Origin of the sequence: Moritella sp. Urea-trap-13, assembly GCF_002836355.1 — a bacterium.
In the GTDB taxonomy this organism is placed as follows: Bacteria; Pseudomonadota; Gammaproteobacteria; order Enterobacterales; family Moritellaceae; genus Moritella.
Genome location: NZ_PJCA01000031.1, coordinates 1,293,389 through 1,305,914, shown reverse-complemented (window position 1 = coordinate 1,305,914; position 12,526 = coordinate 1,293,389). Strand labels below are relative to the sequence as shown.

Below are 12,526 nucleotides of genomic sequence, written 5' to 3'. Positions count from 1 at the left end.
TAGTTAATAGCGAGTTGCTCGCTATTTAGCTCGGATCAAGCTGTGCTTAGCGTTCGCAAGTTTGATGCTAACTACTTCGGCACGCTTCATGTTATTTACATTTTCCAAATCAGTGACAGAATAGTGCCGCTTCAGCATCCAATCCATAGGTTGCTGAAAGTTGTCTTCATCAACGATAAATGATTGATTTTTTAGCCCGCCTTCATCTACTTGTACGATCCATAAGCGCTGTTTACTGTCTAGTTGCGCGAGTAACCGCTGACTGAAATGTTGAAATGCATGTTGTAAGACTCGTCGTAATGACATGTATTTGAACTCTTCCCAAGAATGAGGAGGGATTATAGCTCTAAATATTCGCTGTGTAGTAGTGGCTCGCGCACATTATGGCGAAGGTAAGTGTACCGAATTGTAACAGGCTGCTTTGTTTGTGGAAAAGAAAAGGCAGTAACAGATAGGTGATGCTCTGTGTTTCGGTTACTGCCAAATCTTATAAAGCCTTCATTAATATTTTTGAACGACGCTGCAAGTTATACAACTCTTGTTTTTCAACCGGTAATTGCTCAAGCTCCACCGGCTCGAAACCACGTTCTCTAAACCAATGAATACTGTGTGTTGTTAGTACAAACAAGTTATCCATGCCTTGTGACTTGGCTTGGCGTTCAATTTCCTTGACCAGTAAGTCACCGCGACTCAGGCGGCGATATTCAGGATGGGTGGCGACACTGGCCATTTCAGCAATATTGCCAGAAAAACAATACAGTGAGGCACAGCCAATAATGGTGCCATCACGTTCAACGACAGTGAAGTGCTCAATGTCTCGCACTAGCTGCTCCCTACTGCGCTGTACTAGCATTCCTTGGTCAACTAAAGGTTGCGTCAGTAACATGATCCCGGGTACATCTTCAATTTTAGCAGGGCGTGTTTGCTCGGCGCTTTGGCGTACTATTTGAGTACCGACACCATCACGTGAGAACAGCTCTTGTAACAATGAACCATCGGTTTTGTAACTGACTAAATGACAGCGGGGTACACCTGCTAAAGAAGCATTAATGGCAGCGCGTAAGTAAGACGCTGTGCCAGTATTTATGCCACCTTGTTCTTCAAGTTCGGCTAAGCGTTGCTGTGCTTGTTCAGGAAACATTTCAGAAATGAGGCTACCGTTATAATCCAATACACCTTGTGAAGAGCAAAAGTTGATGAGTTTATGGGCACTGAGTTTGATGGCTATCTTGGTGGCAACTTCCTCGGCACTGAGGTTAAAACTCTCACCGGTGACCGAATAGCCGAGTGGGGGAACTACGGTAATGGCATTTTGGGCGAGTTGATATTCCAATGCATCGGTATCAACACGGCGAACGCGGCCGGTATGACAAAAATCCACCCCCTCATCGACCCCAATTGGTTGCGCAGTAATGAAGTTACCACTGACGATATTGATTTTCACACCGTGCATTTGGGTATTGACCAAACTCATCGAGAATGCCGCGGTAATTTCATACTGCAGCTGACCAATAACTTGTTTAATGAACGGAAAGGCTTGCTCATCAGTGACGCGCTGGCATTTATGAAACTGACTCTCACAGTTATTATGCGCGAGTATGCTATTAATTTGTGGGCGCGCGCCAAAAACCAAGACAATGCGAATGCCGAGAATGTTTAATAAGGCAATGTCATTGACGATATTGATGAAATTAGTATGAGCTATGGCTTCACCGCTCAATGTCAGTACGATTGTTTTATCACGATGCGCATTGAGGTAAGGCGCTGATTGCCGAAACCAACGTACTAACTGGTTATCTTGTTGACTCAATTCCATCTCCTTGGATTTAACATCTTACTCTAAATACTTATTTTAAATAATAGCTCTAAAGCTAATATTCCTTAAATCGGAGATGAAATCAAGTCACAGTCTATTGATTATTCAGTTTTCCAAAGAATATGGATAAACTTATCGTTGGCTTTTTTCTTGACCAGTACGCGGCCAAAAATATCACTGAGTAAATCTTTGTCGTCAACGAGGCCGATGTGTAATTCACAATATTCATCGTCATTAACACCCATCGCCACACTTGCTGGCCAATCGCTACCAAGATCGACGATATCAACAGCACCAAGATCTTCGAATTGCATGGCAAATAAGATTTGATCTGCAGGTGATAATTGCGTTTGCGCATCCTCTAAAAAGGCGTCATAGGCGAAGTCAATTAATTCATCTTCAGTTTTTAATAGCATAGGATTTCCAAGTTTAGGGTATTTTCGCTGGATATTACCTTAATCTCGGTAAGATAAGAATATTTCTTACAATATCCACGGATTTTTTATGTGATTTATAATTGCTTCCGAGTGAAATAGACGTTACATTGAATGCGGACAATATCACATTAGAGTATGAATGCCTGAGGGCGAATAAAGGAATATTATTAGTATGCATTATCAAACAGACGACGTCAGAATCCGTGAAGTAAAAGAATTATTACCGCCAATTGCAGTGTTAGAAAAATACCCTGCTTCTGATGATGTGACTAAAACAGTATTTGAATCACGTAATAGTATTAGCCAAATTCTTAAACAAGAAGACGATCGCCTTTTAGTGATTGTTGGACCTTGTTCAATTCATGACACAGAAGCTGCGTTAGAATATGCAGAGCGACTAGTGGCATTACGTGAAAAATATAAAGATACTCTCGAAATTGTTATGCGTGTTTATTTTGAAAAACCACGTACAACTGTAGGTTGGAAAGGTTTAATCAATGACCCTTATCTTAACGACAGCTTCCAATTAAATGATGGTGTACGTATTGCACGTAAATTATTGCTTGATGTGAATGCGATGGGTCTACCAACTGCAGGTGAATTCCTTGATATGATCACACCACAATATGTTGGTGACCTAATGAGTTGGGGCGCAATTGGTGCACGTACTACAGAGTCACAAGTTCACCGTGAACTGGCTTCTGGTATGTCTTGCCCTGTTGGTTTCAAAAACGGCACCGACGGTACAATTAAAGTAGCGATTGATGCGATTGGTAGTGCTAACGCACCGCACCATTTCTTATCAGTAACTAAATTTGGTCACTCGGCAATAATCTCTACTGCAGGTAACCCTGATTGTCATATCATCCTACGTGGTGGTAATAAGTCGACCAACTATTCTGCTGATGATGTAGCGACAATTACAACTCAGTTAGAGTCTGCTAAGCAAGACGTTAACATCATGATTGATTTTAGCCACGCAAATAGTGAGAAGAAATTCCAGAAACAAATGGATGTTTCGACTGACGTTTCAGGCCAGATCAGCGCAGGTAATAGTGCAATCTTTGGTGTGATGGTGGAAAGTCATTTAGTTGAAGGTCGTCAAGATCTAATTGATGGTAAGGTAGAAACTTACGGTCAAAGTATCACAGATGCTTGCATCGGTTGGGCTGATACTGAAACTATGATGGCACAGCTATCTGATGCAGTTGCTACACGCCGCACCGTTAAATAAGCAAGCGGTCAGCTAACTTGCATTGCAACGCTGTTTAGGTATATAGTTCGAGATATTATATACTCAAGCTATAAAGCACAAACTTTGGTTTGTGCTTTTGTCATTAAAGAGCGGACAACAATGAAACGAATTATATTTTCTCTTGATGAAGTTTTGCCGATTGAAGCGGAAGCACTCGCTGCAAATACTTTTACCCCTACTTATGATGATCTTTGGGATGCAAGCAAGTTCAAAGGTTCTAAAGTTGTTGATGAACATGGCAACACTGAAGTTGAAGCATTAAGTAAGGGCCTTAACTTCTGGCCAGATGTTAATCAACTGAATCCTAAAAAGCTGACAGCGCAATTAACCTTGATGGCTGAGCACGGTGTGTTCATTATGAACAACGTCTCAAGTGATATCTCGCCAATTGAGCGTGGCACGTTGGCTTATGCTGTTGGTTGCCATCCAGAAAAAGATGCTGATTTTCAAATCAATCAAGACGAGATCTTTGACGGTGAAATGGGTTCTATAACTATTCCACTGGAATGGGTTAATCGTTCTGTAAAAGCAGATAAGCAACAATTCATTATTGAATTGGGCGATGACGATGATGTACGCTTAATTATTAAATAAATAGTTATTAAGTAAATAGTTATTAAATAATAATTAAGTAATCGTACTGCTGTGAATTGAAGATACAAAAAAGCCTCTGTTTCTGCACAGAGGCTTTTTACATTTAAACGGGATAGCAAATATAGGCGACAGTATTATATCGCCCAGATTGGATCAACGACGTCTTTTCTTTGGCTTACGCTTCTTAATCTTCTCGCCTTCAAGCGCTAATCGCTCGATAACAGCTTTTTTCTCTGCTTCAGCCATTGCTGGTGTTTCTAAGCTAAGACGGCAGATTTTAGCGGTACGTAATTCATTGATTAGAATCGCAGCTGCTTTGTTTAAATCAACAAAACCGCCTGGACCTAAACAACCACGACCACGGCCAATGTCTTCTAACAATTCGATGTCTGTCTTGTCTAGGTTATCTAGCTTGTAACGCTCACGCATTGCTTCTGGGTAAGTTTTACACATGTACTCAGCGGCATACATACCGATATCATCATATTCAATCGCAGTATCTTTAATTGCGCCTGTTGATGCTAAACGGTAGCCTGAAAGTGGATTTTGTACTTTCGGCCACAACATACCAGGGGTATCTGATAAGACGATACCGTTATCAAGTTTGATACGTTGCTGTTGCTTCGTTACCGCTGGCTCATTACCAGTCTTAGCAATAATACGGTTAGCAAGAATATTAATCGTGGTTGATTTACCCACGTTTGGAATACCCATGATCATCGCTTTAATTACTTTGTCGGCACCTTCTTTATTTGGTACTAATTTGCGTGCTAGGGCAGGGATCTTTTTGATCTCATGCACTTCTTGCGTAGTAAAGGCATAGGCTTTAACGCCTTCTTCTAATTCTAGATATTCTAACCATTGCGCAGTAACAATCGGGTCTGCAAGATCACTTTTATTGAGAATTTTAATACAAGGGGTATCACCACGTAGCTCTGAGATCATTGGATTCTCACTGCTGTAAGGAATACGCGCATCAAGCACTTCGATAATGAGGTCCATTTGCGGCATTACTTCCGCGATCTCTTTACGGGCTTTATGCATGTGCCCTGGGTACCACTGAATTGAACTTCTAGTCATTTGAAATATAAACCTTTTATTTTATCTTTCGGTCACATGAGGTACTTTGTGGGGTACTAAATGTGTTGGTCTGAAAGTTGGTTGCTAAAGCAGCGAGTAAACTTTTCCTGCGATAGTCTGATAATTGTCGCTAGTTTAACGTAATTAGTGATTTCGGTCACTAATGGTTGGTATATCTATGCAAGTAAATTTAACTAAGTGCTGTGAGTAAGGCGGATTTTAAGCTACGCCGTAATCTACAGTATGTACTTATAATGTAAAATGCCACCGGCCTTATCTTTTAATTTGGTAATAAGCAGTGCCTTTATTATAACTAAATAAACTCAAAGAGTTTTAAGGATATAGTGGGCATATTTATATCGAACTGGCATAATGCGCGAAATTAGATACCAATCACCAATGATTTAAATTTTCGTGTATATAACGTTATTGCTGAAAAAGACACACTGTATTTATTGCTATATATCAATATGAAATACAGTGTGATGTTGTGGTGTTTTAAATAGATAAAATGAATTATTAGAATTAATAAAGGTAATGATATGCGTTGTATTACGAGAAATTTATTGTGTTTGGCTATAGGCTCATTGCTAGCTGGTTGTGGTGGCGCTTCTGATTCCGATTCTAGCTCATCAGCTGGAGTCGCAACGACAATGTCAGGTAAGGTCATAGATGGCTACATCACAGGGGCGACTGTTTACCTTGACTTAAACTTTAATAATAAGCGTGATGAAAATGAACCTTTCACGGTGACCAAAAGTGAAGGTGATTTTGACTTAGCTGTACCTGCTAGCTACCAAAAATGTTCGCAATATGTTCCTGTCGTTGTTGATGTACCAGTTGGTGCGGTGGACAGTGATGCTCCCAACATCCCCATTGATGAAGCTTATTCGATGGTATTTCCACCGTCTTTTGCACTAAGTGCGGATAAAGATCTTCTCAACTTAACGCCATTAACAACAGTTTTGTGGAGTGAAGTTGAAAAAGAGTTATCAAAGTCACAATCATCAGCTTTAAGCTGTGAATCGATATTGGCCGATCAACAGCTTAGATATGATATTGGGCAGAAATTAACAGAGCAAAGCAAACGAGTGGCAAACCATTATAACGTCACTGTTGATGAACTATATAGTGACTATGTGGCTTCAGATGATGCTGCATTACATGTCTTTGCTAAAAAAATAGTCCCAGGTTTACAAAAATCATACGCTGAGACAGTCGAGTTAAATGAAGTTAATCCAAATGCCGAGCTTGCGTGGGTTGAGTACTATTTAGGTGAGTGGGATGTAACGTTAGAAGCGTATAACAAAAAATGGTATCGCCATCAAGTTATCCTGACCGCTGACGGTAGTTTAAACTCTAAAACTCATTTGGTTTCGGATGACTTACAAACCAAAGGTGCTTTAATTGCCCAAGGTGAAATGCTGACAACCGTTCGTTATGGTGTTGATATTACGAAAAGGACTAACTTATCGCTGAGCAGCGACAATGTTAAGTTCAAGTGTTATTTCGATGAAATATTAGCGACGCAGTCATCGGAAGTTATGAATTCCATTGATGTTGAGGTGGATAATTGGGATGAATGTAAAAATAAAATTATTGCTGGCACAGTTACACAAACGTTGAAGACAAAAGACTATCAAGACAATGTTTTGATTCGCGTTAGTGAATATCGTTATTTACCAGGAAATAATAGCAGTTTTAGTGATTTAATAGGCGTTGCTGACACTGTGACGAATGAGCAGATTAAAGAACGGATTAATGCTGTTCGTGATGTAATACTAGACACTGATTTTGATGGTAGCGAATTCTATGGGGCTGATGGATGGACGCATATTAAATATGCGATAGGCAATGCTCAAGATAAAAATGCACGAGTTGTAACCTATCGTCATAACTTAGATAATAAGTGGAAGTGGCAAAGAGTGACTTATTATGAAAATGGGAAGATTACTAATGAGTGTGGGGCTTCTGAAGCCGATATGTCCTTAGGTGGGTGCTCGTCGTAACAATCCGTTCTGCACGTTTCGTTACGAGAGTTGTGCTGTAACCTTCAGTCTAAGAACAAGGGGCAATATTAGATATATTATATAGCGAGCGTGTAAAGCGCTCTTATAAGCCAATGAACCATTTCTATTAACTGCTTTTTTCAGTGATTTTCCCAGATTTAATATCAGCTTTCCAATCTCCTCACAAATTTAATTCGGTTATGTTTATGCCCTGTTGGGCTTGTATTGTAGTGTTTAAAACTATCAACGTATTACTACGTTGCTGGCGTACAAAAAATTGTGTTGCGGAGCATTCGCTTCAACTATATCTGTTAGCTCAGTCTTGAGTTTACGAATATATTGCCCCCCTAGCATGACTTACCTTCATTAATCGCATTTCATTTTATTCTGATTGTTCACATTAACCGAATAGTGAATATTTATTTAACCCAATTATCAAATTAATACAAATGCTTATAATGGCGAAAAAAATAAGAGAGGGAATGGGCGATGAAACAGGAAAAAATAACTTACGTAATCATTGGCGGAACATTTTGATAATGATAGCAATATCGTTCACGTTGCAAGCCGTAAGACAGGGTTGGATATCAGTGATGAAAATGCGGTGCATAGCTACTTCGAATCTATCGGTACTATTGAGCATTTTGCTGACGAGATAAACGCACTAAACAAGTGAAAATCTATTCTTAACGAGTGAACAATTATGTCAAAAATAATTACTATTGGTGTAACCGATCTTTCTTTCCATCGTGTAACCGCTTCTTTGATTAGCCATGTATTAACAGATATGGGTTTTGAAGCGAAGCGTATTTACTCCCCACATCAAGAAAACTTCCAAAAACTTAAATCAGGTGAAGTCGATATACTCTCTTCTGCATGGCTACCATCAAGTCACGGTATCTATAAAGCTGATGTCGAAGAAGTAGCTCCATTGTTAGAGTTAGGCTTACACTATTCACCATATGCATTATGGGGCGTGCCAGATTATGTGCCAGAAGAAGCAGTTTCTCAAGTCGATGACTTACTCAAGCTTGATGTTATCGAACGTATGAATAAAGATATACAAGGTATTAACCCTGGTGCTGGTATTACTCGTTTCTCGATTGAAATGATGGAACAGTACCATTTGAGTGACGCAGGGTATCAATTCCACATAGGTACTGAAGAAGATTGTTTTACTGCTTATGAGCATGCGGTGGCGAATAACGAATGGCTAGTTGTGCCCCTGTGGAAACCACAGTTTTTGCACCACAAATTTACAATTCGAGAAATTATAGAACCAAAAGCTTTATTGGGGATCGTTGACCGAGCTGTACTTCTTCTTCGTCAAGATCGTGCTGAAAAATTCACGAGTGACCAACTTGCTCAATTAGATGAACTTCGTTTTTCAAATGAAATTATTGCTGAACTTGATTATAAAGTGTGTCGTGAAGGGCAAGCGTTAGATGTAGTCACCCGAAATTGGTTAGATAAGTAGAATTAAATTTGAGGTTGTCATTACTTTTATACGGTCGATTAAATGAACGCGTGACACCCAGGTGTCACGCGTTCCCTGCAGCTGAACGTATCATTAATGCGGGGGATTCTACTTGCGGAGTGATACTTTATCGTGTGGTTTTACGTTCTATAAAATGCGCAGGAAGCATGAGCTTAACTAAACTTGAATCTTTTTGGATAATTTGATCGACAATGATTTTTACTGATTCTCGTGCCAAACGCTTAAAATCCTGATTAAAGGTAGATAGTTGATAGTTTAACCATTCTGCTTGTGGGATATTATCAAATCCAATCACTTGTAAATCATCTGGAATTTTTAAACCAAACTCTAGACGAGCCACATCCATTAGCGCCATTGCAATATTATCGGTTGCACAAAATACGCCATCAGGTCTATTAACTTGGCTCAGCACTACTCTGATTGTATCTAGAGCCTCTGTGTAGTCAAAGCTGGCTTCAACAACATGTGCTTGTTTATTTGTCAGGCTTTCAAACTCACTACAAAAACCAGCCTTACGTTCATTATTAGTGAAAGTGGGTATATCACCCGTTAAGTAGATTGCTGATGTTACGCCATTTTTGTGAAAATGCTTTGCGGCTGTTTGGCCTGCTGCGTAGTTGTCACTCACCACATGACTACTTCTTGTACCTTCAACCACTCTTGCGAACTGAACAACAGGGATATTGAATTCGGCACATTCTTCATAAAGTGATTTGTTGAATGTCGCCGAAGCCGCGATCACACCATCGACTCGATACTGAAAAATATTGGGGATAGAGTGGAGTGCTTCATCGTCAACTTTCCATGGGATCAGTACCGCTGAATAACCTTCTTTTTGTAATTCGCTAGATATTAATTGCAGCGTTTTCATGTGTAAAGGGTAATCAGTATCTGGAAAAACTAAACCAATAAGTTTAGATTCATTGGTGGTTAGACTACGAGCAAAAGCATTGGGACGATAATTTAACGTTTTTGCAGCTGCAAATACTTTGTTTTTGGTTTTTTCACTGACAGAGCTGCCCGGCAAAAAAACACGAGATACCGTCGATTGAGATACGCCGGCTAATTTTGCAACATCTTTTGAAGTGGCGTTTGCTTTAGGTATATTCATGAGTGAGCTATTATTTTTAGTGAGGTGACTAAAACTAGAATAACATAATTAGGCAAGGTGTTCATAAGCCTGAGCTAATTTGCCCAGGCTTATTAACCCTAGAGAGTAGGGTTTACTATTTGTTGAGTACGTTCAAATACATCTAAGCCTTGCTGTTGTAACCAATAAGGTAGATCAATCAATACCCAGTTTTCAGACAATTTGTCACCGTCGCGATAATAAACATCGACTACTTGCATGTTTGCTTTCACTTCGCCACCTGGCATACCTAAAAAACCACCTGTCGGCGTATTTGAAAGGTTTGGCCAACCGAAGAAACAAGAGAAACTGCCTTCAGCAAAACGACAAACGTGACCATTAAATTTTTTGTCTTTTAAATTGTTACGGAACGGCAGTTGGTGCTGTTGTTGGTAACGAGGGATGGTATACGATGCGCCGATACCACAAGGCCCATACCATACCATGTCTTTTGACCAGCTTTTTGCAAGTACTTCTGGTGGACAGCCCATTGCACCGCTATCGTTAAGCGCTGATAGATCATCAACCATTTTGTTTACTAGCGCTAAGGTAGCAATGCCTTCGGCAGGATCTGCATCTTCAAATAGCAGACCATCGTGATTACGTGGACCTGGGTAGACAAAGTGCTTTCCGGTTGACGGGGGAAGTGGGTAGCAGCCTGCTTGATCCATCATACCGAGAAGGTCTAAGAACAAACCAGTCTTGGTGATTTTACCATTTTCTACGCAACTAAATTCAGCGTAGCGAACATTCATAATTTTGCCTGTTGGGCGCATACCAAGGAATTCAGCATCAAATAGCCCCATGAAATGTCCCATGCTCATTACCCAGGTTTCACCTGACGTTACTTCGTTTTCACCCGCGATGAAGATATCTTGACGACGTTGCATACGGGTCATCGATTTCATCATTGGTGACCAGAATATGTCAGCTGCTGCTTGTGCGCCTTGCTGTTCACGGAATGGGTACACACTACGCCATAGGTAATCTTCTGAAGTATGCGATTTTAGTACTTCTGCTACATTTTCGTGCGTGGCTTTTTCCATCGCATCGAAATAATTACGTACTATTTTTTTAGCTTCTTGATATTTAGACATTTTATCTCTCTTTTGCTGACGAGCCTGTTTCTAACGGGCTAGAAAAAATAAATCATATGACCGACAGGCGAAGTGCCTGCCGTTTAAATAAAGGTTGTTACTATGCGTTAGCTTGTTTCAGTGATTTTTCTTTGTAGAAAATACCGCCTTTCAATGTTTCAGGCAGAGAGAACCACAGTAGACCAGCAATGATCCAGATGATTGGAGAACCCCACATTGCCGTCTCTAGGTCTGAACGTTCTTGGATGTAAACCAATACCATTGGCGCCCACATGCCGATGATACGACCACCGTGGAATAAAGCCGCGCCAAAGTTACGCAGATGTGGAGGGAATAATTCTGAGAAATAACCACCCCATACTGCCGACGCAGATAAGCCAAAGTTGTATACAAGGCCGAGTATCGCTAACATATTTAAGCTACCAATCATGACGTCACTTGGTGCAACAAAGAATACTGAGGCCATGACACCAGCGATGATAAACCCTAGTGCGTTAATTTTACGGCCGTATTTGTCAGCAATAGCGCCCCATACCCATGCGCCGAATAATGAACCAAATGCAGATATAGAGAAAATGATACCGATGGTAGCCCCATCGAACTCTCGTACCTGTCTTAGATAGGTTGTTACGAACCCACTAAAGAATTGGTAACCATAGAAGTTAAGGCCAGCAAGTAATAGACATGAAAGCGTTAGCTTGCGGTAAGGTGCACTGAGCATTTCGCCCCAAGAACCTTTTTTCTTTTCTGCTCCAGCATTTTCTTGTTCAGCGGCCTCTTCTTCACCATATGCGATCACTTTTTTGTCGTTTGGTAAAAGGAAAATCATCAGCGCGGCTGCAACTAACGGTGGAATACCACCAACCCACATTAGGCTCTGCCAAGGTGCGTCAATGCTGGTGATAAATGCTGCGTAGGCACCCATAGCCATTAAGGCAACAGAGAACATACTTGATGCAAAAGCCGTTAATTTACCACGAACACTTGGGGTAAATAGGCCAATCATCATTGATACTGCGACGGTAAAGTAACCACCGAGTGAAATACCGATAATAAAGCGCATTAATGCCCACGTCGCGTAATCGGTAAACATCATATTGATAATGGTCGCACCACCATTTAGGGCGGTAATGACAATCAAGGTCGACTTTTTGCCAAAGTTAGATGCAACCCATGCACAACTTAATGCCCCTATAAGCGCACCAACCGACTGCCAAGTATAAAATTGAGCCGTATCCGCTAAGCTAATGCTGTCATATTCTTCAACAAGATATGGACGGACGTAATCAATAATTACAAAATTATAACAATAAAAAAAGTAACCCACCAAAATGGCAATGTACGCAGCAATACGCTGAATCATTGGCACTTCGCTCATATGTTTCCGTTCAATCATGACCGATAGACCTCTTTAATAGGGACAATTAATTATATTTAGGAAGAAAGTCGATGATCCGTTTTAACATCCACTTCTTTCGAATTCGGATGAATAATAGATTTTTAGGAAAAAAAGAACTGTGATCAACTTCAAAACTAAAATGATTACGTACCCATTTGTATTTTATTAGTCATTAATGATTTGTTTTAGTGATGAATATCGCAGTTATCCTG

The 12,526-nt window shown here is 40.4% G+C and carries 12 protein-coding genes; 5 read left to right on the top strand and 7 right to left on the bottom strand.

Features of this window, described 5'->3' with window-relative positions:
- Window positions 1-21: 21 nt before the first annotated feature.
- From CXF93_RS13855 to CXF93_RS13845, 3 genes are all read right to left on the bottom strand, one after another.
- The gene (locus tag CXF93_RS13855) at window positions 22-306 is read right to left on the bottom strand and encodes a hypothetical protein (RefSeq protein WP_101063069.1); all 285 of its coding nucleotides are present in this window, start codon (window positions 304-306) and stop codon (window positions 22-24) included.
- 181 nt (window positions 307-487) lie between these two features.
- Complete coding sequence (gene argA / locus CXF93_RS13850) at window positions 488-1,816, bottom strand: amino-acid N-acetyltransferase (protein WP_101063068.1); 1,329 nt, start codon at window positions 1,814-1,816, stop codon at window positions 488-490.
- 101 nt (window positions 1,817-1,917) lie between these two features.
- Complete coding sequence (locus CXF93_RS13845; RefSeq protein WP_101063067.1) at window positions 1,918-2,232, bottom strand: HI1450 family dsDNA-mimic protein; 315 nt, start codon at window positions 2,230-2,232, stop codon at window positions 1,918-1,920.
- A 193-nt stretch (window positions 2,233-2,425) separates the two neighbouring features.
- Here CXF93_RS13845 and aroG point away from each other — a divergent pair, with 193 nt between their 5' ends.
- Together aroG and CXF93_RS13835 are read left to right on the top strand one after the other, a co-directional pair.
- Complete coding sequence (aroG, locus tag CXF93_RS13840) at window positions 2,426-3,487, top strand: 3-deoxy-7-phosphoheptulonate synthase AroG (protein ID WP_101063066.1); 1,062 nt, start codon at window positions 2,426-2,428, stop codon at window positions 3,485-3,487.
- Between the two features lie 120 nt (window positions 3,488-3,607).
- Window positions 3,608-4,102, top strand: a complete 495-nt coding sequence (locus CXF93_RS13835) for a DUF3085 domain-containing protein (protein ID WP_101063065.1) — start codon at window positions 3,608-3,610, stop codon at window positions 4,100-4,102.
- 153 nt (window positions 4,103-4,255) lie between these two features.
- Here CXF93_RS13835 and ylqF read toward each other — a convergent pair whose 3' ends face one another.
- Window positions 4,256-5,182, bottom strand: coding sequence for a ribosome biogenesis GTPase YlqF (gene ylqF / locus CXF93_RS13830; RefSeq protein WP_101063064.1), 927 nt, complete (start codon window positions 5,180-5,182; stop codon window positions 4,256-4,258).
- A 542-nt stretch (window positions 5,183-5,724) separates the two neighbouring features.
- Here ylqF and CXF93_RS13825 point away from each other — a divergent pair.
- The 3 genes from CXF93_RS13825 (at window position 5,725) to CXF93_RS13815 (ending at window position 8,668) form a co-directional block, all read left to right on the top strand.
- Complete coding sequence (locus tag CXF93_RS13825; protein ID WP_101063063.1) at window positions 5,725-7,191, top strand: hypothetical protein; 1,467 nt, start codon at window positions 5,725-5,727, stop codon at window positions 7,189-7,191.
- A gap of 520 nt (window positions 7,192-7,711) precedes the next feature.
- Window positions 7,712-7,867, top strand: a complete 156-nt coding sequence (locus CXF93_RS13820) for a hypothetical protein (protein WP_198551660.1) — start codon at window positions 7,712-7,714, stop codon at window positions 7,865-7,867.
- Between the two features lie 27 nt (window positions 7,868-7,894).
- On the top strand, window positions 7,895-8,668 hold the full coding sequence (locus tag CXF93_RS13815; protein WP_101063062.1) for a glycine betaine ABC transporter substrate-binding protein: 774 nt from the start codon (window positions 7,895-7,897) through the stop codon (window positions 8,666-8,668).
- Between the two features lie 127 nt (window positions 8,669-8,795).
- Here the strand turns inward: CXF93_RS13815 and CXF93_RS13810 are convergent, their stop codons facing one another.
- The 3 genes from CXF93_RS13810 to CXF93_RS13800 all read right to left on the bottom strand — a co-directional run bounded on the left by CXF93_RS13810 (window position 8,796) and on the right by CXF93_RS13800 (window position 12,311).
- Window positions 8,796-9,800 carry a LacI family DNA-binding transcriptional regulator gene (locus tag CXF93_RS13810; RefSeq protein WP_101063061.1) on the bottom strand — a complete coding sequence of 335 codons (1,005 nt, stop codon included), beginning with the start codon at window positions 9,798-9,800 and terminating at the stop codon, window positions 8,796-8,798.
- Between the two features lie 98 nt (window positions 9,801-9,898).
- A complete protein-coding gene (locus CXF93_RS13805) occupies window positions 9,899-10,915 on the bottom strand; it encodes an ester cyclase (RefSeq protein WP_101063060.1) in 1,017 nt (338 codons plus the stop codon).
- A 100-nt stretch (window positions 10,916-11,015) separates the two neighbouring features.
- A complete protein-coding gene (locus CXF93_RS13800) occupies window positions 11,016-12,311 on the bottom strand; it encodes an MFS transporter (protein ID WP_101063059.1) in 1,296 nt (431 codons plus the stop codon).
- Between the last annotated feature and the right edge of the window lie 215 nt (window positions 12,312-12,526).

Excerpts from the sequence above, each read along its gene's own strand:
- CXF93_RS13815 (WP_101063062.1), top strand. The coding sequence starts at position 7,895 with ATGTCAAAAATAATTACTATTGGTGTAACCGATCTTTCTTTCCATCGT.
- argA (WP_101063068.1), bottom strand. The coding sequence starts at position 1,816 with ATGGAATTGAGTCAACAAGATAACCAGTTAGTACGTTGGTTTCGGCAA.
- CXF93_RS13835 (WP_101063065.1), top strand. The coding sequence starts at position 3,608 with ATGAAACGAATTATATTTTCTCTTGATGAAGTTTTGCCGATTGAAGCG.
- CXF93_RS13810 (WP_101063061.1), bottom strand. The coding sequence starts at position 9,800 with ATGAATATACCTAAAGCAAACGCCACTTCAAAAGATGTTGCAAAATTA.
- CXF93_RS13855 (WP_101063069.1), bottom strand. The coding sequence starts at position 306 with ATGTCATTACGACGAGTCTTACAACATGCATTTCAACATTTCAGTCAG.
- CXF93_RS13800 (WP_101063059.1), bottom strand. The coding sequence starts at position 12,311 with ATGATTGAACGGAAACATATGAGCGAAGTGCCAATGATTCAGCGTATT.
- CXF93_RS13845 (WP_101063067.1), bottom strand. The coding sequence starts at position 2,232 with ATGCTATTAAAAACTGAAGATGAATTAATTGACTTCGCCTATGACGCC.
- CXF93_RS13825 (WP_101063063.1), top strand. The coding sequence starts at position 5,725 with ATGCGTTGTATTACGAGAAATTTATTGTGTTTGGCTATAGGCTCATTG.
- ylqF (WP_101063064.1), bottom strand. The coding sequence starts at position 5,182 with ATGACTAGAAGTTCAATTCAGTGGTACCCAGGGCACATGCATAAAGCC.
- CXF93_RS13805 (WP_101063060.1), bottom strand. The coding sequence starts at position 10,915 with ATGTCTAAATATCAAGAAGCTAAAAAAATAGTACGTAATTATTTCGAT.
- aroG (WP_101063066.1), top strand. The coding sequence starts at position 2,426 with ATGCATTATCAAACAGACGACGTCAGAATCCGTGAAGTAAAAGAATTA.